17 protein-coding genes are annotated in these 22883 nt (G+C 58.6%); 2 read left to right on the forward strand and 15 right to left on the reverse strand.

Annotated elements, in window-relative coordinates; genetic code table 11:
• Window positions 1-251 precede the first annotated feature (251 nt).
• The 7 genes from F617_RS0104860 to odc2 form a co-directional block, all read right to left on the reverse strand.
• A complete protein-coding gene (locus tag F617_RS0104860; protein WP_003510652.1) occupies window positions 252-695 on the reverse strand; it encodes a glyoxalase superfamily protein in 444 nt (147 codons plus the stop codon).
• A gap of 212 nt (window positions 696-907) precedes the next feature.
• On the reverse strand, window positions 908-1606 hold the full coding sequence (locus F617_RS0104865; protein WP_019564584.1) for an OmpW family protein: 699 nt from the start codon (window positions 1604-1606) through the stop codon (window positions 908-910).
• 281 nt (window positions 1607-1887) lie between these two features.
• A complete protein-coding gene (locus F617_RS0104870; protein ID WP_013761455.1) occupies window positions 1888-3183 on the reverse strand; it encodes an MFS transporter in 1296 nt (431 codons plus the stop codon).
• Between the two features lie 91 nt (window positions 3184-3274).
• Window positions 3275-3676, reverse strand: coding sequence for a MarR family winged helix-turn-helix transcriptional regulator (locus tag F617_RS0104875; protein WP_003510658.1), 402 nt, complete (start codon window positions 3674-3676; stop codon window positions 3275-3277).
• A 90-nt stretch (window positions 3677-3766) separates the two neighbouring features.
• Window positions 3767-5008 (reverse strand): MFS transporter, encoded by a 1242-nt coding sequence (locus F617_RS0104880; protein WP_019564585.1) that lies wholly within the window; start codon window positions 5006-5008, stop codon window positions 3767-3769.
• Window positions 5009-5209: 201 nt separating this feature from the next.
• Window positions 5210-5779 (reverse strand): GNAT family N-acetyltransferase, encoded by a 570-nt coding sequence (locus F617_RS0104885; protein WP_026330671.1) that lies wholly within the window; start codon window positions 5777-5779, stop codon window positions 5210-5212.
• Window positions 5780-5972: 193 nt separating this feature from the next.
• Window positions 5973-7106, reverse strand: a complete 1134-nt coding sequence (gene odc2 / locus F617_RS0104890) for an ornithine/lysine decarboxylase (RefSeq protein ID WP_003510663.1) — start codon at window positions 7104-7106, stop codon at window positions 5973-5975.
• A gap of 537 nt (window positions 7107-7643) precedes the next feature.
• Between odc2 and F617_RS0104895 the strand changes: the two genes are divergently transcribed.
• Window positions 7644-8537: a LysR family transcriptional regulator gene (locus tag F617_RS0104895; protein ID WP_003510664.1), complete on the forward strand. Its 894-nt coding sequence runs from the start codon at window positions 7644-7646 to the stop codon at window positions 8535-8537.
• A gap of 207 nt (window positions 8538-8744) precedes the next feature.
• Here F617_RS0104895 and F617_RS0104900 read toward each other — a convergent pair whose 3' ends face one another.
• From F617_RS0104900 to F617_RS0104925, 6 genes are all read right to left on the reverse strand, one after another.
• Window positions 8745-9698: a substrate-binding domain-containing protein gene (locus F617_RS0104900; RefSeq protein WP_003510665.1), complete on the reverse strand. Its 954-nt coding sequence runs from the start codon at window positions 9696-9698 to the stop codon at window positions 8745-8747.
• Between the two features lie 89 nt (window positions 9699-9787).
• Window positions 9788-10789: an ABC transporter permease gene (locus F617_RS0104905; RefSeq protein ID WP_019564587.1), complete on the reverse strand. Its 1002-nt coding sequence runs from the start codon at window positions 10787-10789 to the stop codon at window positions 9788-9790.
• A gap of 51 nt (window positions 10790-10840) precedes the next feature.
• A complete protein-coding gene (locus F617_RS0104910; protein WP_026330672.1) occupies window positions 10841-12364 on the reverse strand; it encodes a sugar ABC transporter ATP-binding protein in 1524 nt (507 codons plus the stop codon).
• 263 nt (window positions 12365-12627) lie between these two features.
• Complete coding sequence (locus F617_RS0104915) at window positions 12628-14133, reverse strand: sensor domain-containing diguanylate cyclase (RefSeq protein ID WP_019564589.1); 1506 nt, start codon at window positions 14131-14133, stop codon at window positions 12628-12630.
• Between the two features lie 174 nt (window positions 14134-14307).
• On the reverse strand, window positions 14308-15132 hold the full coding sequence (locus F617_RS0104920) for a bifunctional allantoicase/(S)-ureidoglycine aminohydrolase (RefSeq protein ID WP_019564590.1): 825 nt from the start codon (window positions 15130-15132) through the stop codon (window positions 14308-14310).
• Window positions 15133-15275: 143 nt separating this feature from the next.
• Entirely contained in the window at window positions 15276-16322 is a 1047-nt protein-coding gene (locus F617_RS0104925) for a class I SAM-dependent methyltransferase (RefSeq protein WP_019564591.1), read from the reverse strand.
• A 316-nt stretch (window positions 16323-16638) separates the two neighbouring features.
• On the opposite strand from F617_RS0104925, the gene F617_RS0104930 reads away from it, so the two are divergent.
• Window positions 16639-18633 (forward strand): bifunctional diguanylate cyclase/phosphodiesterase, encoded by a 1995-nt coding sequence (locus F617_RS0104930; protein ID WP_019564592.1) that lies wholly within the window; start codon window positions 16639-16641, stop codon window positions 18631-18633.
• 44 nt (window positions 18634-18677) lie between these two features.
• Here F617_RS0104930 and F617_RS0104935 read toward each other — a convergent pair whose 3' ends face one another.
• Both F617_RS0104935 and F617_RS0104940 read right to left on the reverse strand, forming a co-directional pair.
• Entirely contained in the window at window positions 18678-19754 is a 1077-nt protein-coding gene (locus F617_RS0104935; protein WP_019564593.1) for an Ldh family oxidoreductase, read from the reverse strand.
• A gap of 91 nt (window positions 19755-19845) precedes the next feature.
• Window positions 19846-22554, reverse strand: a complete 2709-nt coding sequence (locus F617_RS0104940) for a DNA translocase FtsK (protein WP_019564594.1) — start codon at window positions 22552-22554, stop codon at window positions 19846-19848.
• Window positions 22555-22883 lie beyond the last annotated feature (329 nt).

Raw genomic sequence — 22883 nt, forward strand, 5'->3', positions numbered from 1 at the left:
AAAATATAATAAATGTATATTTATAACATACTACAATGCGCTCGAAACGCAAATAGCGGGCAGTCGTTTCTTTCATCTACTTCAGCGAATGACGACGTGCAGGCACTATCAAAGTCCACTCTCCACGGGCACAATGACATCAGCGACGCGAGTGTAGCACCTGTTGAATGCATCCCGGCCCACGACCGGAATGCAGTGCTATCCATGTTGGCCCAGCCTGTGAGGCATCACAACAGCCTATGCCCGTTTCCCTACCAGACCAGCTCAACCTGTGGCCTACCGTTGGAGGTTTTCTCCACCGTGCGTCCGGACGTATCGATATTGCAGTGGATACGCTGCCGGAAAGCCGAGAAGCTTTCGAAGGTCACCACATCCACGGGATCGTCGAGATGCAGGGTCAGCCGATAGCGTTCCGGGTCGCCGCCTAGCGTTTGCACGCCCAGAACGGAGGCTACGAAGGGTTGGCCTAGATAGAGGCCTTCCACCCGCGAACCAAGAAGATAGGGATTGAATGCGGGACGGTTTCCCGCCGTGGCATGCAGGGTGTTCCAGTCGCGGAAGCCATATTGCGCGGCGATGAGTTCCAGCGCCTTTGAATGGGTGATTGCCTGCCCCTGCCCTTCAAGGGCGGCGCGCAGCCGTTTTGCCTGCTCTTTCAGTCCCTCAAGCGCGGGAAGCGGTTTGGACACGTTCATAACGGTTCTCCAACATGCGCATGCCGTATTTTTCCGAAGGGGTCCGCGTTGCCATCGACGACATGCAAAACATGGGGATGACCGTTATTCCAAAAAGAGCTTCACCAAGGGCGTAAACGCCTGCGGACGGCCGGGGCTCTTCTGCCCGTGGCCGTCCATATAGCTTAGAAAGCGCCGCCCGTCAAAGGCAGCGACGGCGCGAGGCCAAGGGGTCAGAAGCGATAGGTGATACCCGCACCGATCAACCAGGGATCGAGTTTCGCTTTGCCACTGATTGGCGTGCCGCCAAGTTCTGCGGTCCAGTCGGTCTTCAGGAAAATCTTCTTCACGTCGAAGTTCACGCCCCAATGTTCGTCCAACATATAGTCGAAACCCACCTGCACGGCCGCGCCGAACTTGTTCTTGACATCAAGATTGCTGAAGCCGGGTTTTTCGGACTGGTTGTAGAACATCGAATAGTTCACGCCCGCGCCGATATAGGGCTTGAAGGCGCCGAAATCAGTAAAGTGATATTGCAGGGTCAGCGTCGGCGGCAGCAACCATGTCTTGCCCACCGGCGTGCCGGCCAGCACACCCTCGCCGTTGATCTTGGCGTATGTGGTGCCAAGGATGAGTTCGGCAGCGATATTCGGGGTGAAGAAATAGCTGATGTCGAGCTCAGGAATAACCGTATCCGAATAGGAGAGACCCGCACCCGGCACACCGTCAACGCTGCCGCTGTCATGGGTAATGACCCCGAGACCACGCACGCGCAGCATCCATGGACTCGCCGCCGCAATCGCCTCTTCAGCGGTGGGGGCTGGTGCCGGCGGGGCCAGATCTGCCGCCATCGCGTTGGCCGACATCAGCATCGCCGCGACACTCACCGTCACACTGGCAAGCAAGGCGGTTTTTTTCTTTCTGTTCGTCATTCCATCTCTCCTATCGCGCGCCGCAGCCGGGCAAGCCCGGCAAACCGGCTGATGGCGGCGGGCCTTCGCGAATCCTCGCTTGCCGCAGCCGCTACGGCCACTATCGCCAAGGGAGAGGTGAGCGGATTGAGATGGATCAAACCGAAAGGCGAACGATAAGCCCGGGCAGCTACCCGGTGCTTGGTGTGACAAATACGCAACGGATAGCCATGACAACGGTCAAAATAGCGGGGCCGGCAGTCGGAAGTTGGCCTGTTTCACAAGCCTTCTCCTTTGCAATCTCAGGCGGCCTGCGGTGCCAAAGTCGCGGAACCCGGCTTTTTGAGAAGCAGCACCGAGACAGCAGCGATCATGCACATCACGCCGGCAATCTGCAGTGCGGGCATGTATGTGTCGAAGTCGCTCTTGAAGAACCCTGCGCCAAAGGCAGCGGTGGCGGCCCCCAACTGATGCCCCGCAAACACCCAGCCGAAAACCAGGCCCGCTTTTTCGCGGCCGAAACTCTCAGCGGCAAGCTTCACCGTTGGCGGCACGGTTGCCACCCAGTCCAGCCCGTAAAATACGGCGAAGACCGAAAGCTCCACGAAGCTGAAGCCCGAGAAGGAGAGATAGATCAGGGATAGCCCGCGCAGACCGTAAAACCAGAAGAGCAGGAAGCGATTGTCGAAACGGTCGGAAAGCCAGCCGGCAAAGATGGTGCCGAAGAAATCGAAAATGCCGATCACAGCCAGCGTGCCGGCCGCCGTGACCGCCGCCATCCCGAAATCACCGCAGATGGAAATCCAGTGTGTCTGGATAAGGCCGTTGGTGGAAAGTCCACAGACGAAGAACGTGCCGAAAAGCACCCAGAAAACCGGGTTTCCGGACACGCTCTTCAACGTCAGTATCGGGGATGCCAGTGTTGCAAGAAACTTGTGGTCCTGCTTCGGCGGTTTTACCACCACCGTCTCGCCATAGGCTGGCAGGCCGACATCGGCGGGATGGTCACGCATCAAGAGCAGCACGAGAATCATGGCGATAGCAATCACCGCAACGGATAGCGTCAGCGCGGTGCGCCAGCCATAGGCCTCCGTCAGCGCCGCGAGCAAAGGCAGAAATACCAGCTGGCCGGTGGCGTTACTGGCCGTCATCAGGCCGATCACCAGTCCCCGGCGCTTTGAAAACCAGCGCGATGCCACGGTCGCGCCCAGCACCAGTGCCGTCATGCCGGTGCCAACACCGATCACCACGCCCCATAACAGCAACAGCTGCCACACCTCAGTCATGAAGAACGAGGCGACGATGCCGCCCATGATCAGCGCAAGGGCCGTCGACACGACCTGGCGAATACCGAAATGGTTCATGAAGGCAGCGGCAAAGGGCCCGAGCAGGCCGAAGAGCACCAGCCTGACCGCCATGGCAGATGAAATATCGGCAATATCCCAGCCGAACTCCTGATGCAGCGGCTGGATCATCACCCCGGCCGATCCCATCGCGCCGGCGGTTGCCAGCATCGTCAAAAAGGTGGTTGCAGCAACAAGCCAGCCATAATGTATGTTTCTGTCGGCCATCCAGCTGGCAAGGCGTGTGGAGAGCATGTTCAAAATCCCTTTCCAGCGGCCAGCGGCCGAAATTTTACGGGTATATACCCTATATTGCGGGCAGATACCCGTTTTATCATCAAAAAAATTACAGGGCTGCGAGTAGTTCCTGCAATTGAGCGGTTTTTTCCGGGCCAAGCCTGGCCTCGATTTCGTCCTGTACTCCGTCCCAGAGGGGCGCGCCTGTTTTCAGGATCTCCTGTCCCTGCTCCGTCACGGTCAGCATCGCTTCGCGCTGATCCTCGCCATGGCCGATGGCCACCAGCCCCATGCGGGCTAGCACCTTGGTATTGCGTCCAACGGTCGAGCGGTCCAGTTCCACCCGCGCGGCGAGATCGGTGAGCGACACCGGCGCCATGCGGTTGATGTTCCGCAACAGGCTGAACTGGCCGATATTGACGCCAAGCGGCGCCAGCGCCTCATCGTAATAGGACGAGACCTTACGGGACGCTTTGCGCAGCAGGATGCAGTGACAACTATCGTTTGGCATTTGTCTCGGGTATATACCCGCAAAATGCCGAATGCAAGAGGCACTATAAGATCATGCAGGGACAATGACCGACTACAGCGCCGCGGCACTTCAGAAACGCAGCCGGAGAAGACCGTAGACCGCCAGAACCGCACAAACAGCGGCTCCAATCAGATAGGGCATATGCAGCGCCTCGATGCGGCCGAAGGCCGGTTCGGCAATGGTGACCAGAACGCCAGCGGCAAATGCGCCGAACGACATCGCACCCCAACCGAAAAACCGATAGACGGAATTGACGCGTCCAAGCAACTCGTCCGGAATGAGCCGTTGCCTGTAGCTCACGGTCACCACATTCCACAACATACCCGCCGCAGCCTCGAGAAACAGGCCGACTGCTACCAGTGGCGCGGAACTCGAAAGGCCGAGCACCAGATTGAACAGCGCAAATGTGCATAGCGCCAGAACGAGGCTTGTCCTCGCGCCCAGTCTACGGGCGAACCACGGCGAGGCCAGCCCGCCAAGAACACCGCCAACCGCGCCGCATGTCAACAACACGCCATAGGCTATCGCGGAAAGATCGAGCACCTCCTGCGCGTAGAGAACGAGGACCGTCATTCCCCCAACGAATATGGCGTTGACTGCCCCCAGCATGATGGCAAGCCGCAGGATCATCGTATTGCGCCGCATCCAGCCAAGCCCCTCTCGCAATGCGGGCCAGAAAGAGACTATGCCGGACGGTTTGCGTGGCGGCAGCACGATAAGCCAAACCAATGCCGCCGAAACCGCGTAAAAACTGGCATCCAGACCAAAGGGAATGGCAATGCCCGCGGCAATCAGCAAGCCTGCCAGTGGCGGGCCGATGAATTGGCCAGTGACCTGTTCGGCGCTCCACATCTGACCATTGGCATGTTCGAGATCGCTCGGTGCGACAAGTGAAGGCAATATCGTCTGGGCTGCATTGTCCCGCACGACCTCAGCGCAACCGAGAAGGAAAGCGATTACCGCCAGTGAAAAAATAGCCGCCGATCCCGATTCTGCCGGTGACGGCAGGTTTGCAGTGGTGGAGATCATGCCGACCGCGCAGATCATCAGCGCCAGCCGAACCACATCGGCCCGCACCATAAGCAGGCGCCGGTCACTTCGATCCGCCCAGACACCGACGGGAAGCGCGAACAGCAGCCAGGGCAGCCGTTGCGCCACCGCAATCATAGAGATCAAGAGCGGATCGCTGGTCAGCAGGGTTGCAAGCCAAGGTATCGCCACCATCGAAATGCCATCGGCAAGATTGGATACGGCGCTCGCGGAAAACAGAAGACGGTAGTCACGGTTCGTTCTGAGTAGAGCTGCCTGCATAGCTGATCTCCGCTTTTGAAATCACGCGGGTGCAGACATACCCGATGCAATGTCCAAAAAAGCCAAATGCAACTTTGTCGCCGCCCGAACCGGTATCACGTCCGAACCCGCAGCTTTGCATAAAAGAACATTTTGCAGCAATCCAATTTCAGCCGGATCAACCCCGGCCGTTCAGCCGGGGCATTAGATACGGATATCGTCTCAGGCAGAGAGCCTGCGGCCGCTTGCGACCAGCATACCAGCCGCACCTTCCAGCCAGCCGGCTTTGAGTTCAAGCGCCAGAAAACGGCTGCGCTCGAACGGGCCGGGCATGATCAGGTGCTGGGCCTTATCGGCAAAAAAGCCGAAGCGCTCATAATAGGCGGCGTCGCCGACCAGAAGAATGCCGCCATGGCCACGTTTGGTTGCCTCGGAGATTGCCGCACGCATCAGCGCCGAACCGATGCCCTTGCCCTCATGGGCAGCATCAACCGCAAGCGGGCCAAGCAGCAGCGCTTCGACAGCGCGGCCTTCGCGCGAAATGCCAGCTTCGACATTCCACAGGCGCACCGTGCCGATGACATGGCCGTCCTCGTCACGGGCAACGAGCGCCAGACCTTCCGCTGGCACGCGGCCGGCGCGCAGCTTTTCGGAAGACTTGCGGCGGCGGCCAGCGCCCATGGCGCGGTCAAGCAGGTTTTCACGGGCAACGACATCGCCCGGATTTTCCTGATCGACATGAAATGTCTGCGGGGTGAAAAATGCACGTACCGAATTCATAAGAGCGGCCATCTCTCGGCCCTCCATCACACAACCGCCCACACGCGGCCCTTGATCAAAAATGGTGGAGCCGTTCCGGCCCGCCGACACGCTTTCCTCGGCTGGAAGAGGAGCAGCAAGCAGGGATTTGCGCAACAGCACAATCGGCAAAGCCGGAACGGAAGCTTGTTCGAGACGCCGCCTTACTCAGCGGGCGGCGTTCGGATCAGATGACGTAGGCTTTCAGCGGCTCGAAACCGTTGAAGGCAACCGCCGAATAGGTCGTCGTATAGGCACCTGCGCCTTCGATCAGAACCTCGTCGCCGATGGTCAGAGAGACTGGCAACGGGTACATGTTCTTTTCGTACAGCACGTCGGCGCTGTCGCAGGTCGGACCGGCCAGAACGCAAGGCTCCATCTCGTCCTGATCGCGCTCGGTGCGGATCGGGTAGCGGATAGCCTCATCCATCGTCTCGGCGAGACCGCCGAACTTGCCGATGTCGAGGAACACCCAGCGATGGTTGTCGTTGTCGGACTTGCGCGACACGAGAACAACTTCCGCCTTGATGACGCCAGCGTTACCCACCATGCCACGGCCCGGCTCGATGATCGTCTTCGGGATCTGGTTGCCGAAGTGCTTGCGCAGCGCCGTGTCGATAGCCTGGCCGTATTCTTCGGCAGCAGGAACGTCGCGCAGGTACTTGGTCGGGAAACCACCGCCCATATTGACCATCTGCAGGTGAATACCCTGCTTGGACAGCGAAGCGAAAACGCGCTTGGCATCGCCCAGCGCTGCATCCCATGCGTCGAGATTCATCATCTGCGAACCGACATGGAAGGAAACGCCGTAGGATTCGAGGCCCAGCTGATGTGCGTAGACCAGAACATCAACAGCCATCTGCGGTACGCAACCGAACTTGCGCGACAGCGGCCATTCGGCACCTTCACCGTCCGTCAGCACGCGGCAGAACACGCGCGCGCCAGGAGCGGCACGGGCAACCTTCTCGACTTCCTCATGGCTGTCGACGGCGAAGAGATCGATGCCGAGCGCGTAAGCGCGGGCGACATCGCGTTCCTTCTTGATGGTGTTGCCGAACGAGATCCGGTCGGACGTCGCACCTGCATCAAGCGCCATCTGGATTTCAGCCACGGAGGCGCAATCGAAGTTCGAGCCGAGCGAAGCAAGCAGCTTCAGGATTTCAGGAGCCGGGTTTGCCTTGACCGCATAGTAGATCGCGCTGTTCGGCAGAGAATGCCGGAACGCGTTGAAATTGTCGCGCACGACGTCGAGGTCGACGACGAGGCAAGGGCCTTCGGGACGTCGGGTCTTGATGAAATCGAGAATGCGTGCAGTCGTCATCGATATATTCCCTATAAAACCGGCTCCAGAAAATCCGGAGGACAAAGGACGCTCGAGATATGCATACGAATCAGCCGGTGGAGGCGCAGAATCGATAGCATACGCTCAAGGCGCAAATATGAATGACGCCCTGCCAGAGCATCATTCGGCTTTGTCTGCCATCGATTGGAGGGAATGACCCGACCGCACTTCAGGCAATGATGGTGTGCCTCTTCAGTACCCCGGCTGATGGAAAGCCGGCAGAGAACCAGAAAGGCCCGCACCGTCGTTGCTTCATATGTCCTCGCATTTCCCGGTTGGCCGGAATAGCGACTGGAGGGGTTAGTTCCAGGTACCTTACCGAACTCCTCACCACATCGAGGACTCGGCGGACACACATGGGCACGTGCGACTTTGGGCAGCACGGGAGATAAGAATATTCGCCGTCATAATCAAGAGGATTTTTTCACCATATAGCGGATTTTTTCGGCAACCATTTTACGGGTTGAACAGTCACGCCTCAGCGTTCAATTATATGGAACGAACCGGAGGATTTTTATGGACACTCTCACCCGCATCCGCGCCTTTATCGACGTTGTCGAAGCGGAGGGTTTTTCCGCCGCTGCCCGCAAGACCGGGCGTTCCAAGGCGCTTTTGTCCAAATATGTCCGGGAACTGGAAGATGATCTCGGTGCACTGCTTCTCAACCGCACCACCCGGCAATTCTCGCTGACGGAGGCCGGCCATACATATTACCGCACCGCCTCCGACATTTTGAAGGAGATCGACAACCTCGCCGATCTGGTGCGCGAGAAGAATGCCGATCTGAAGGGCAAGCTTAGAATATCCGTTCCGCGCACCTTCATCGACGCCGATGTTGGCCAGAGCCTCATCGATTTCGCCAAGGAAAATCCGGAACTGTCGCTGGAAATCGTCGCCGATGACCGATTCGTGGATCTGATCGAGGAAGGGTTCGACCTTGCGATTCGCATAACGCGTCTGGAAGATTCAGGCCTCATCGCCCGCAAGATCTCCGATTTCCGGGTCTATGCAGTAGCAACGGCGGATTTTGTCGCCAGACACGGCCCGCTCAATGGTCCGCAGGACTTTTCCCGCGTGCCCTTCATCATCGACACCAACACCCGCTTCCACAACACCGTGCGTTATCTTGAAGCGGATGGCGGCTCGAACTCCGTTACCATCAGTGGACCGATCGAGGTGAACAGCCCGCAGGCGACACTGCGCGCCGCCCGCGCAGGGCTTGGCATCGCCATGGTGCCGGACTTCATTGCAAGACCCTTCATCCAGTCCGGCGAGCTTGTGACCCTGTTCGACGACTATATTTCAAAAGACCGCGGCATATATGCCGTCTACCCCCACCGCCGTTACCTTCCCGCCAAAGTGCGCAGCTTCGTGGATTATCTCTCGGCGTGGTTCAGGAAAAATGGATGAAGAGCGGGGGAGCGGTATAGTTTCCGCCGACCTTCCCCTCGTCATGCCGTATTTAATCCGGCATCGAGCCGCGGCGCGCCCGCGCTATGAAGGACTCTATCGCGATCAACGACCTGATCGCGCTGCACCCCGAATCTGGTCCGGGGTGCAGGAGTGCGGATGCAACGCCTGCCTTTCAGCGGGCGTTGCTTAGCCGGAAACGGCTTATCAGAACGGCGAATCCGGGAAGTAGAACTGCTTGGCATTGTCCTTGGTGATGAGCGTAGCGTCGAGAATATACTCGCCAGCAACCGGCACCTGATCGTAAAAATGACCAGCCGTAAGCTGCATGGCGGTCGCCACCATCGCCGGCGGATAGAGCACGTCGACCGGAATTAGCTTGTCGCCGTCCATTACGCGCTTGATCATGTCCTTGGAACCGGCGCCAGCAACGATATACTTGATATCGGTGCGTTTCGCCTGCTGGATTGCCTCCAGCACGCCAACCGCCATGTCGTCGTCCTGACACCAGACCACGTCGATCTTCTTGTATTTGGTCAGGTAGTCCTGCATCACGCGGAAGGCGTCGTCGCGGTTCCAGTTGCCGTACTGGCGGTCGAGAACCTTGACGCTGGAGCCGGCAATACCCTTGTCGAAACCATCCTGGCGCTGCTGGTCGATCGGGATCGGCAGACCGCGAATGACCACCACTTCCGCATCAGGCGTGGTTTTCTTGATGTATTCGCCTGCCACTTGTCCGAGTGCCGGATTGTTACCCGCAACGTAGAGATCGCGGATCGAATTGTCGTTGACGCTCGGCGCGCGGTCGACGAGCGCGACAAAGGTGCCCTTGTCCTTGATCTCCTTGATGGCGTTGACGAGCGGATCGGGATCAGACGGTAGCACGACCAGTGCGTCCAGCCCCTGCACGGCAAGATCCTGAAGCGCGTTTGCCTGGTTGGCGGCATCCGGCGAGGTCTTGACGATGACGTTCAGACCCGGATGCTCCTTCATCAGAAGCTTTGCCACCCGTTCGGCATGGTAAACGACGCCCGCCGTCCAGCCGTGGTCGGCCGCCGGAATGGATACCCCGATCGTTACCTTCTTCTCCTGCGCATGGGCAGAACCCGCAAGAACGGCAGCCAGCGCGACAAATGCCACGCCGATGAATTTTCTACGCATAGTCTCTTCCTCCCAAGACCGGGGCGTTCCTCCTGTTTAAACCGCGCATGCCCCAGATTGCGCGGCCAGATGTCTCATCGATCGTCCGGCTATCTGCGGCTGAGCGAACGCTGCACCAGCATGGCGATGATGATGATCGCGCCCTGAATGGCACCGATCAGATATTCGCTGACGAAGTTCGACAGGATCATGATGTTGCCAACGATTTCCAGAATGAAGGCGCCGCAAATCGTACCCCAGATGCGGCCCACACCACCCCGTAGCGCCGTGCCGCCGACGACGACGGCGGTGATGGCCTGCAACTCCCACAACATGCCTGTAGTGGCCGAAGTGGAGGCAAGACGCGGCACGTAAAGCAGGACGGCAACGGCGACGCAAAGCCCCTGAACCACATAGGCAATCGTGCGGACTCGAACGACCGAGATACCGGAGTAACGCGCCACATCCTCGCTGGAACCTACCGCCGTCAGATGCCTGCCGTAACGGGTACGGTAAAGCACGAAAGCGGCGATGGCGGCAGTGACGAAGATGACGATGACCGGCACCGGCACACCGATCACATTACCGAAATAGACCGGGCGATAAAGCGTCTGGATTTCCGGGTTGCGCAGCGTGATCGCGCCACCCTGCGACAGCCAGGTGGTCAGCCCACGATAAATGCCCATGGTGCCAAGCGTGGCGATGAAGGGCTCGATGCGGCCGATGGTGGTGATGAGGCCGTTTGCAAGCCCGCAAGCGGCGCCGATGGCGATGGCCAGCGCCATGGCGGCCAGTAGCATCACCAGCGGATTGGCAATAACGCCACTGTTCATGAACAGGATCATCAGGCTGGCAACGAAAGCCACCATCGCGCCGACGGAGAGATCAAGTCCGCCGGATGTGATGATATAGGTGGCGCCGAGCGCAATGATGGCGATGAAGGCGCTGCGGGTAACCACGTTCAGCAGATTGTCGATACCGATGAAATTCGGATTGGCGACGGCGCCGAGAACCAGCAGCAAAGCCAGCGCCACAAAGGGCGCAACGGCGCGCAGGTCCCAGTCTTTCGAGGTCTTCGGCGTTTTGCCGTTATCAAGTGCGGCCTCAGTCATATTTCCCCTCAATTGTCTTTTCTTCAGGCCAATCTGCCGGGACATCAGCCCTCAGGCAAATTCCTGTGTGTGCACGCCAGTCGCGAGTGCCACGATATCGTTTTCGGTCATGCGTTCCCCCGTTACCTCGCCGACGATCCTGCCGGAGCGCATTACAAGGACGCGGTCGCAGATGCCGATCAGTTCCGGCATCTCCGAGGACACGACGATGATCGACCTGCCCTCGTCTGCAAGCTTTGCTATGAAACGGTAGATCTGTTCCTTGGTGCCGATATCGATGCCGCGTGTTGGCTCGTCGATGATGACGATCGATGGATCGAGCAGCATCATCTTGGCGAGCAGCAGCTTTTGCTGGTTACCGCCGGACAGCTGGCCCGCGAGCAAGTCCTTGCTTCCCGTGCGAATATCGAAATCACGCACCGCATCATCGAGCGCTGCCTTCTCTCGACGGATATCGATCTGGAACAGGCGGCTGAATTTCCTCAGCGAGGCGAGTGTGAGATTGACCCGCAAATCCTTCGTCAGCAGCAATCCCTTGCCCTTCCGATCCTCGCTAAGATAAACGATACCGGCCTTCAGACTGTCTTCCGCCTTTGCAAAATGCACAGGCTTTCCGAGATGGCGGATCGTCCCCCGCCCTGGACGCAGGCCAAGCACGCCCTCCATAAGCTCCGTTCTGCCCGCGCCGACGAGACCAGCAAAACCGAGGATTTCGCCCTTTCGCAGGCTGAAACCGGCATCCTGCGCATAGCCGGGAACGGTGAAATGCTCCACCTGCAAGACAGGCTCGTGCTCGCCGCCGGCGTTCCTGTCCGGATAGAGCTTGGCGAAATCGCGTCCCACCATCAACCGCGCCATATCGGCGGGCTCAAGCGCCGATATTGGGTGGGAGCCGACCAACCTGCCATCGCGCAGAACGGTGACACGGTCGGCAATCTCCTTCACCTCCGGCAGGCGGTGCGAAATATAGAGCACGGCCACGCCCTTTGCCCTTATGTCCCTGATAACGTTCAACAGCGCATCGGTTTCAATGGGCGTGAGGCTTGCGGTCGGCTCGTCGAAAATGACGACGCGATGCGGCACGAGCAGAACGCGGGCTATCTGCACCAGCTGGCGCTGGGCAATCGACAGGCTGCCGACGACGGCATCGGGATCGATCGTACCGCCGAGATCGGCGATAGCCCTCAGGGCGCCGGCACGCATGGCGCGGTCGTCCATCATCGGGCCTTTGCACAATTCGCGGCCCAGATAGATGTTCTGAGCCACCGTCAGATCCGGGGCCAGCAATATTTCCTGATGCACGAGAACGATGCCGCGATGTTCGGCGTCGACAGGTCCGCTCAGCGCAACTGCCTCGCCATCGATCCTGATTTCCCCACTTGAAGGCTTCTCATTGCCCGCAAGCAGTTTCATCAACGTCGATTTACCAGCGCCGTTCTCGCCAATGATGGCGTGAACTTCGCCGGCGCGCACGGCAATCTCTATATCCTTCAGAACCTGGACGGGACCGAAAGACTTGGACAACCCGACAGTCCGTATAAGGACCTGATCTGGAGATTCCTCAGCAAAAGCCATGTGTCGTCACCGGTACGCGGTGCGAATGAACGGAGCTTGCCCCTCGATTTTACTTGAAATCATCATGCACGAACTCCTCCCAAAGCTCTTGGGAAGAAGCTAACGTCCGTTTTGAGGTACGTAAAGCAAATTTCGCTGGTCTTTTAGAATACACTCAAATTTGACCAGGACGATGGTGCCTAAGGACTAAAAAATAGGCGGCCATGGTCCCGCAGAGCGTTGGAAATCCTCAGTGAGGCAAGGCACCCACGGGATGCCTGTGGCTAGAGAAGGCGCTTCAGGGAGCTGGCTTCGGTTTGCGGGGAGGCCTTCGTTGTGTCGCTGTTGTCGGCAGACCTGTTGCGCATCGCGGCGTAATAGGCATTTTTCTGCTCGTACATATGCATGTCGGCACGGCGCACCAGCGATTCCATCGTCTCGCCGGCCTCGCTGGTTGCCACGCCCAGCGAAAGACTAAGCGGCGCATTGGAGTAGAACTGGTTGTTGATCTTCAGCAGTTCGTAAATCGTATCCACCATCGCCGCGGCGATCTGCTTGTCTGCGCCGGGCAAAAGAATGGCGAATTCATCACCGCCAATGCGCGCAGCATGGTTCGGCGCAGTAACGACACCGTTCAGGACTTCGCCAAGGCGCCGCAACAGCGCGTCGCCTGCGTCGTGCCCCAGCTTGTCATTGGCGTCCTTGAGGCCATTGAGATCGATGACGATGGCCGAAACGGGCCGGATCGTGCTGCGTTCCAGCCTGTTCATTTCGTCCGAATAGAAGGCGCGATTGTGCAGCTTGGTCAGCACATCGTGCTTGCCGAGATATTCGAGATAGGCTTCCGCCTTTTTCCGCGCCGTAATATCAGTCAGCGCCACCTGCACCAGTGACCAGTCGCGTTCGTGGCCCGGAAAAACGGAGAAATGCAGCAGCACGTGCCGCTCTGAACCATCCAGCGCGTAGTTCACCACTTCGCGATGATGGTTAAGATTGCCGTTCCACAGTTCCATCAGCTGTTCGCGGAAGGGCTTTTCCATTTCACCACGGAAAATATCGCCAAGCCGCTGCAACAGAACCTGACGGTCCGGTGCACAAAACAGGTCCAGTGTCGCCCGGTTGACGTCGATCACGCGGATTTCGCTCATGCATTGGCGCACGAATTCGGGATGCACATCCATGAACACCCGGAAGTCGATGATGCCGCGTTCCCTGACCTCCTCGATCAGACGCCGAACCCGGCTGAAATCCTCCACCCACAGGGAAACGGGCGAATGTTGGAACATGCCTTCAGCATAACGGCGGTTGAAAAGCTCCTTGCGGCGAGCCTCCTCACGTTCCGTCACATCCTCTGTGGTCAGCAGCAACCGCCCGAGTGTCTGTTCGTAGCCGGGTATGACCGCACCGCGCAGCTGGATATCCAGCCGCTTTCCGCCAATCGAGTAATTGACGGCGTTGCTGATGAATTCGGTTTTTCCAGCCCAAAGCTCGGAAAGCTCGTTCACATGGCTTTCAAGCATGTCATCGCGGAAAATCCGGTGCAGATTATCGATCAGATGCGCCTTGTCCCGCGCTTCGAACAGTTCAAGTGTCTTGGCATTAACCTGCACGACGCGGATTTTCTGCGAGCACGCCGCCACCCGCGACAGATCTTCCAGCAAAAACGCCCGGATGTCCTCGACGCCCTGCGCCCGCCAGATATCGAACTGGCTTTTCACCTCGCTGAAATCCTCGATCCACATCGCCACAGGGGCAAGATTGAAGATATTGGTATCGATCGTTTCAATCATACGGGCAGTCTTCTTCAGGATAATAAGGGCGGATGCCGAATGCCGAAATCGTGCGAGACAGCGATGACTGACCGCATATCTGGATTTATTAGGGATATTCGATCCAACGCAAGCCTTTATCGCGCAAGCCAACGGATTGCGCGATAAATCTCGGTTTCGCCAAGATTCCGCCCGTTACCAGAGCTTCACGTGGCGGTTCACATCCTTGTAGAGCAGGTAGCGGAAACGGCCCGGCCCGCCTGCATAGCAAGCCTGCGGGCAAAAAGCGCGCAGCCACATGAAATCACCCGCCTGCACTTCCACCCAATCCTCGTTCAGCCGGTAAACCGCCTTGCCTTCCAGCACGTAAAGACCGTGCTCCATGACATGGGTTTCCATGAAAGGAATGGTAGCGCCCGGCTCCAGGCTGACGATGTTGAGGTGCATGTCGTAACGCACGTCGTCGGGATCGATAAACCGGGTGGTCGCCCATTTGCCGTCCGTATCGGGCATCGCCGACAGAGCGTGTTCATCTTCATGCGTGAAGATCGCCGGCGGCGGCTCCAGCCCGTCCACCGCCTGAAACGCCTTGCGGACCCAGTGGAACTTGACCGGTGCCGTGCCGGAATTGCGCAGCTGCCAGCGCGAGCCGGCGGGCAGGAAGGCGAAGGAGCCGGTCCGCAATGCATGCTGCACGCCCTCAAACTCCACGGTCATTTCACCATCAACGACAAAGATCGCCGCTTGCGCCCTTGCGTCCGGCTCCGGCCGCTCACTGCCGCCGCCAGGCTGCACTTCAACGATATATTGCGCAAAAGTCTCGGAAAAACCGGTCATCGGTCGGGCGATGATCCAGGCCCGCGTCCCGGTCCAGTGCGGGAGCACGCTCGTCACGATATCGGACATGACGGTTTTGGGGATGACCGCATAGGCAGTCTTGAAAACAGCCTTGCTCGACAGCAGTTCCGTCTGACCCGGCAGACCGCCCATATCCGAATAATATTTCTTCATTTCAGCCATTCCATTCTGCAACGCATTTCGCGCGAATTCTTAGGCCTGTAGCGACGTTTAATCAAATAATTATTGGCGTGCACAGGCCTTGCCGCCCGCATGGTAAAATGCGGGCGGCCTATTTCGCGCGGACATGCGAAACGAGGTTGGGCTCAGGCCTTTTTGCGCATCGTGGCATAGACGATATTGTGGTTTTCGCCGAAAAATACCTCCGCCTCGATACTTGCGGGATCGGCGCTGGCGTTGACGATCCGCCACATATCCGCCTTCGAACGCAACAGCAGCGCCCAGTTCATGAACGTCTCCATGTAGCCATCGACCACAATGTCTTCGGAGAAGTTGGCGAAGAGGAACATTCCGCCGGGCTTCAGCATCTCCATGCAGCGCCGCGTGAGCTTGATCGCCACCTTGTCGTTCAGGTAATCGTAAAGACCGGCGGCATATACCAGATCGAATTTGCCGAGCTCGTGCGAACGCAGGACGATGTCACGCACCGAACCGTCAATCGCCTCGATGCAGCTGCCGTTGAAATCGCGGGCAACGGAACCGACACTCAGGGGATCTTGATCAAGCGCCACCCAGCGCCGGATCTTGCCCTCTTTCAAGGCCACGGATGAATCCGCCTCGCGCAGATGTCCCGATGCAATGGTGAGGATTTCCGTTTCGCTTCCATGCCGGGCCGCAGCCTCGTCAACAAACCGGGTCAGCAAATCCCGCCGCTCGCGGACAGCGACCGAGGAGCTGGCGTCCTTCGTATAATCGTAGAGAGCCGCGCCAAGCGGCGTTGCGTTCTTCACCTTATCGGCAACGCTGTCGTGACCGTAGATGAAGTCGAGAAGCTGCGCATCGCCCGAATAGCCCCGCGGCTTTTCGAACGACCAGCGCGTGAAGGGATCTTCCAGAAAATAGTCCGACACGGAGTGATTCTGCACCAGAGGAATCAGTTCAGCCCACACGCTTGAGTGGAGCTTTTCGCGCAGGCCATGCAGTGCGCCAGCCGTTCGATGTATTATCTCATGTGCTGAAACACCATTTTCGAACTGCTGTTGTGCCAATTCGAGAATGATCGCGATCTCTGCTTTCGCAACTGCGAAATGCTCATCGAACGCTTCCGTTTTCCGTGCAAAAATCTCTTTTGCGACAGTATCAGGAGTGATCAGACTTGCCCCGTCCAGATTTCTTTTCTTTACCTGCCTCACTTCAGCCTCCAGTATTAACACATTGTTAACTATACGTTTCTGGGAGACGGAAGGCCACTCGCTTTCGATTTTTGAGCAGTGTAGGGATACATTAGTTTATTAGCGTATTTTTTTGGTCACACTCGTGGACCGGAGGAGAAAGCGGATACGCGATTTAGTGAAACTTAATGTTGCGAGCGTATGATGCGCTCTTGCTTTTCATGTTTCCGCCCGCATGGAGAGAAATCGGCAGGAAATCGCGCTTAGCGTGAAAGTACACGCAAAGGTCGAATAAGCAGTTACTTGATAAAGTATACGCAACACTATGGGAAAGTGCATGAAGCACACGTTAGGCGAGGTGAGTGGACAGCAAGAATATCGGCGGCCGGACGCCCGGTTTTCTGATGAACTTCTTGCCCTTTACCAGCAGGAAGGTGAGCGTAGCCGCCGGGGTTCGATCAGGCGGGGCCTGTGGACGGCTGTTTTCATCTATCTGCTATTTGCCATTACCGACATCATTCTGGTGCCCGACGTCGCCTTTTACACCATAATCGCAAGAGTTATCGTCGTCCTGACGTCCCTGCTGACGCTCGAAATTCAATTGCGCATGGGCGCGAGCACCGCAGCACTTGACCTCACCTGCGCCACAGCGCTCGTCATGGGCTATATTGGCTGGCTTGTGCCCTCGCTCTTGACCGACAATCTCGAAAACATGTCCTATTACATGGTTTTCGGGGCGATTTTCATGATGGGCGCCAATCTGTTTTTCACCTTCCGCTTCCATCTTTCGCTCGTGTCATCGGGCATCATTCTCGTCACCTACTTTCTGGCGGCGACTCAGTTTCCCGAAGATGCGTTCTACAAGCTCGCTTTCGGCACCTTCTATATCTCCTGCTTCGTCTTCACCTCTTACGTGAACTGGAACCTGAACCGGGAACGCTACCACGTCTTTCTCAACGCACTCGAGGCCAAGGCCCAGCAGAAAGCGGCGGACGAGCGCGGGCAGGCGCTGTTGCGGCTTTCAAATACCGATTCCCTGACAGGCCTGCAGAACCGCCGCGCCATCGACCAGCATCTGCGCCTGTTGTGGGACAATTGGAGCAAGAAGGGGGAAGGTTTCGCCGTCTTTCTGATCGACGTGGATTTCTTCAAGAAATACAATGATCGCTACGGCCACCAGGAAGGCGACAAGTGCCTCGTGACAGTGGGCAACGCCCTGCAGGACGCGATCATCGACCATGGCGCCTCCATCGGCCGTTATGGCGGTGAGGAGTTCATCGTACTCGCTCCGTTCAAGTCCAGACAGCAGGTGGGTGAGCTTGCCGAAACCATCCGCCACACCGTCGAAGACCTGTCGCTTTCGCACGATCAGCGCCGGGACGGAACCTTCATCGTCACCGTCAGCATTGGCGCGTCTTTCACCCGTCCCAATCCGGATGGCAAGCTCGAAAAGATCATCAACGAGGCCGACCGGGCGCTTTATATTGCCAAGGCCAATGGCCGCAATTGCATGAAGCTGTTCGATCCGGACGATCCGCAGACCAGCGACGAAACCGAAAATATCGCCGCACTTCTGAAAATCGCTGTCGCGGAAAACCTCGTTTCTCTCGTTTATCAGCCGATCCTCAACATATCGACCAACGAGACGGCGGGAGCCGAAGCGTTGATGCGGCTTCGCCTGCTCGACGGTGGCTCCGTTTCGCCCGGCACCTTTATCCCGATTGCCGAACGCACCGGCACGATAATGGAGCTCGGTCTCTGGACCATAAAGACCGCCTGCCGGCAGATACTCGCCGATGACAAGGTATCGGTGGTCAGCGTCAACGTATCGCCGATGCAGCTGAAGAATCCTGGTTTTGCCACTTCGGTCGCAGCGATCCTCGTTGAGGCGGGGATTGGCGGCGGCAGGCTGGCCTTCGAGATCACCGAGGGTCTGGATATGGAGATGCATTCGGATGTATTACGCTGTCTGAACGATCTGAAGACGCTCGGCATCAATATATGGCTGGATGATTTCGGAACCGGATTTGCGGGCCTCTCCTGGCTGCGGATGACGGATTTCGATACCGTAAAGATTGACCGCTCCTTCCTGCATGACAGCAAGACACCCCGCGGCCGGGCGATGTTGCAGGACATGATCCGTCTCATCCGCAATCGCGGCCACAAGATCCTGATCGAAGGCGTGGAGACGGAAGAGCAGCTGAGGCTCGTGCGCCAGCTCGAGATCGATTATGCGCAGGGTTATTATATCGGACGCCCGGTCGTCGCCGAAAGGCTGAACGTGGCGACTACCCCCTACCCGCAGCCCAAAATGCTACAGCGCCCCGCCTGACGATGCGATGGCGGCGGCAAGCGCCGTCACCGACACGCCCCGTCTTAGTGATATGCGGGCGGAATGATCGAGAATTTTGCCGCAAGTTCCGAAAACGCAGCACGCGTGACGGGATCGACAGGTGCGCCTTCCCTCTCCCGCTTTGCCGCTACCGCCCATTCCCGATCGCCCGGCGCCATGACCTTGCAGTCCTCCCGCGCTGGCGATCCCCGTAGTACCTCGAGATAGCGTTTCATGCCCTCGTCGAATACTTCGCGCTCAAGGAAGGCTTCGGGCTTCAACGCCAGGACGAAGGCCCCAAGCCCGCGCGGCTTGGAAAAATCTGGCCCCGACATTGGGGCGATATCGAAACTGAGCTTCATGCCGCTGAGAACGGCGCTAAAGATTTCCACCATTCCCGCAAGCGCCGCTCCCTTGAAACCAAAGGCACCGCCCAGCGGAGCCAGCATTTCAACGGCATTGGGGTTCTGCGTGTCGATACCGTCGCCATCAGACGCAACTCCTTCCGGCAATTGCTGTTCCAGGCTGCGGTAAAGCAGAACCCGGTTATAGGGCACGGCGCTGGTGGCCATGTCCAGAAGCCAGGGCATGTCATCGGCTGCCGGCACGCCGACTGCAATGGGGTTGGTGCCGTGGAAACGCATCGCGCCGTCATGCAGGCGCACGAAACTGTCGGAGTTGCAAAAGGCAATGCCGATATACCCCTGCCGCGCCGCCTCCAGCACGTAAGCGCCAGCGGGGCCGAAATGCGAGGAATTCCTGATCGCAACGGCGCCGATGCCGAATTTCCCAGCAAGCGCCATGGCGCTGTCCATGGCCGCATAGGTAGCGCGGGCGCCATGGGCATGGTCGGCATCGATCGTCTCCACTGCGCCGAAGCCGGACACGCGGCTGATCTGCGGCCGCGGATTGAGACGCCCGCCTTCAAGTCCTGCGATGTAGTGAGCAAGAAGCCGAACGCCGTGGCTGTCTACGCCCAGCCGTGTGCCATGCATCATGGCGCGGGTCGCCGCATCGGCGGTTTCATCATCGGTGCCGACAGCCAGGAAAACGGAACGGCAAAACCGCTCCAGTTCATCCAGCCTTGCGAGGACAGTGATATTTTCATTGCTGTGCGACATCAGGGGAACCTCCCGATTCCAGAATCCATGCCGCACAAGCTAGTCACGGGGCGCGTTTTTGCAATCGAATATCGCGCCCCGAATGGATCAATCAGTCGTCGCCGCCAATCGCCTCGTAGGTGTCGCGCTCACCGGCGATGATGGCGCGCTTGCCGACATGGTTGGCGGGACCGACAATGCCTTCCTGCTCCATACGCTCGACCAGGGAGGCGGCACGATTGTATCCGATCGACAGGCGGCGCTGGATATAGGAGGTGGAGCATTTCTTGTCGCGCATCACCACCTTAACGGCCTTTTCATAGAGATCGTCGCTATCGTCGTCGCCCATCGATGTCTTGTCGAAGACCGCCGTTTCCTCTTCCGCCTCGTCGTCAGCCTCGTCGGCGTCTTCCGTAACGGTACCGAGATATTCAGGCCGACCTTGGGTCTTCAGATGCGCCACGACCTTTTCCACTTCCTCGTCCGACACGAACGGACCATGGACACGGGAGATGCGGCCGCCACCCATCATGTGCAGCATGTCGCCCTGGCCGAGCAGATGTTCGGCACCCTGTTCGCCAAGGATGGTGCGGCTGTCGATCTTCGAGGTCACCTGGAAGGAAATGCGGGTGGGGAAGTTGGCCTTGATCGTGCCGGTGATGACATCGACCGAGGGGCGTTGGGTGGCCATGATGAGATGGATACCGGCAGCGCGCGCCATCTGCGCAAGACGCTGGATCGCGCCTTCGATCTCCTTGCCTGCGACCATCATCAGGTCGGCCATCTCGTCGACGATGACGACGATATAGGGCATGGCGGTGAGGTCCATTTCCTCCTGCTCGTAGACAGCTTCGCCGGTTGCGCGGTCGAAGCCGGTCTGCACGTTGCAGAACACCGTCTCCCCTTTGGCGCGGGCGGCAGCGGCCCTTGCGTTGTAACCGTCGATATTGCGCACACCGAGACGCGACATCTTGCGATAGCGGTCTTCCATTTCGCGTACGGCCCATTTCAGTGCCATGACCGCCTTCTTCGGATCGGTGACGACAGGGGTCAGAAGATGCGGAATGCCGTCATAAACCGAAAGCTCGAGCATCTTGGGATCGACCATGATCAGCCGGCATTCCTCCGGCTTCAACCGGTAGAGCAGCGACAGGATCATGGTGTTGATGGCGACCGACTTACCCGAACCGGTGGTACCGGCAACGAGCAGATGCGGCATCTTCGCCAGTTCGGCGATGACAGGTTCGCCGCCAATGGTCTTGCCAAGGCAAAGGGCCAGCTTCTGGCGGGTCTCGCTGTAATCGGTCGCTTCGATAAGCTCGCGCAGATAGACCGTCTCGCGCACCGGATTGGGAAGCTCGATACCGATGACATTGCGGCCGGGCACGACGGCGACACGCGCCGAGAGTGCCGACATCGAGCGGGCGATATCGTCCGACAGGCCGATAACGCGCGAGGACTTCACGCCGGGGGCGGGCTCGAATTCGTAAAGCGTCACAACTGGGCCGGGGCGGACATCGATGATCTCACCCTTGATGCCGAAATCCTCCAGCACGCTTTCCAGCAGGCCGGCGCTTTGCTCGAGCGCCTCCGGCGTCATGGTCGTGGTCTGCTGGACGCGGGCCTGCTGCAGAAGATCGATGGAGGGGTATTCATATTCGCCGTCTGCAAAGACCGGCGCTTCCCGGAACATCGGCTGCGAGGCCTGTATGGGCGCGCGGGGCGTGAAACGCGGCTCGGCAACGATTCTTTCCGCCAGCTGAACCTGCTCAACAGGTCTCTGCGGCTCAGCAACTGCGACCGTCTCCACGACCGGCTGCGGAACGATCTCTGGTTCAACGACCTGAGTTGGGACTGGAATTGCAGGATGATGCACGCCGATTTCGCGGTAAAGCCTGATCGCTGAACCACCCGGAATCCTGATGACGGGCGGTACGGCCGAAAGCCGGATTGCCGGAGCGACCGGAGATGCGGATGCCAGCGTCGGGGCAATCGCAGGCGCTGTCAGCAACGGGTTTGCGAGAACGGTGCGCGCAGATGCGGGAAGGCCTTCGCCGGCGTCATCCGGCAGATCGAGCGTCATCACTTCCCAGAAAAGCTCATCCGGCAGATGGGCGGCAAAGGCGGGAATGGATGCCTGCGGCGTTACAACTTGTTCGACAGATGCAACCGACGCGGCGGGCAGCGCCTGAACAGGTGAATCGGTTCCCGGTACCGGCGCTTCGAAGACGGCGGCTGCGTCAACCGGCTGAGGCGGCATCAGCGCTGCTGCAGCGGCTTCTTCCGCCTGTTTGCGCGCAAGCTCCAGTCGCAATTTGTAGGTCAGCGCCCTTGCGCCCCGCGCATCCGGCGGCTGCGGCAGAAACGGCATGCGTGGCGGTTGAATGCGCGGCTCCGGCGACTTTACCACCGTAGCAAGTTCAGGCTCCCGTACAGCAGCCTCCGGCTGCACGACCATCTCAGGCTCGGCAGCTTCAGACAGGATGTCGGCGGGTGCCTCCTCTTCCGCAAGATGCGGCGTCTCGACCGGCATTCGCCGGCTAAAGGCGCTTTCCGGCGTGCGGGTGAAACGCACATTCGGGCCAAGCACGAAAGCATTCTGCCAGCCCGGCATTTCAGCGCGGCCTTCGATGGCGTCCGCAGCGCTGACATCGGCATTCGGCCGGGGCACAACACCCGCCTTCATTGCCGCGGCCTGCTCCTGACCGGCAACGGCCTTGCCGCCGGCATGACGAGCCTTATCGCTCCCCTCCCCTACGCTATTGGACGAATTCTGGAATCTGGATCGGGAGAAGCTCATGGCAGCGTGCACACTCATCATAAACGTACATATTTCGGTCTCCCTGAAATAGAAAATAAAGGTTAATTACCCCTTTCCAAACCGGGTCACGCAGGCAGAATTTCGCTTTAGCCACAGGTGAGACGTGACATGCACCAGCAAGGAATCGGCACTCCAAGCCTCTATATTTATTGCGTTAAATCAGTTTTTCATCGCCGTTTTACGGCAACCGGCGCGGCTTAAGAAAAGGGGAGTGACGCCTTGAAGCATATTGTTTCCGCAAGCGGTCGCGCAACGTAAAATCATTGCTGTAAAGCCCGTGAATTAACGTGGACACTGCTGCGGTTGCAGTCTTAAGATCGGGCAGGCCG

This window comes from Agrobacterium sp. 10MFCol1.1 (genome assembly GCF_000381165.1).
In the GTDB taxonomy this organism is placed as follows: domain Bacteria; phylum Pseudomonadota; class Alphaproteobacteria; order Rhizobiales; family Rhizobiaceae; genus Agrobacterium; species Agrobacterium tumefaciens.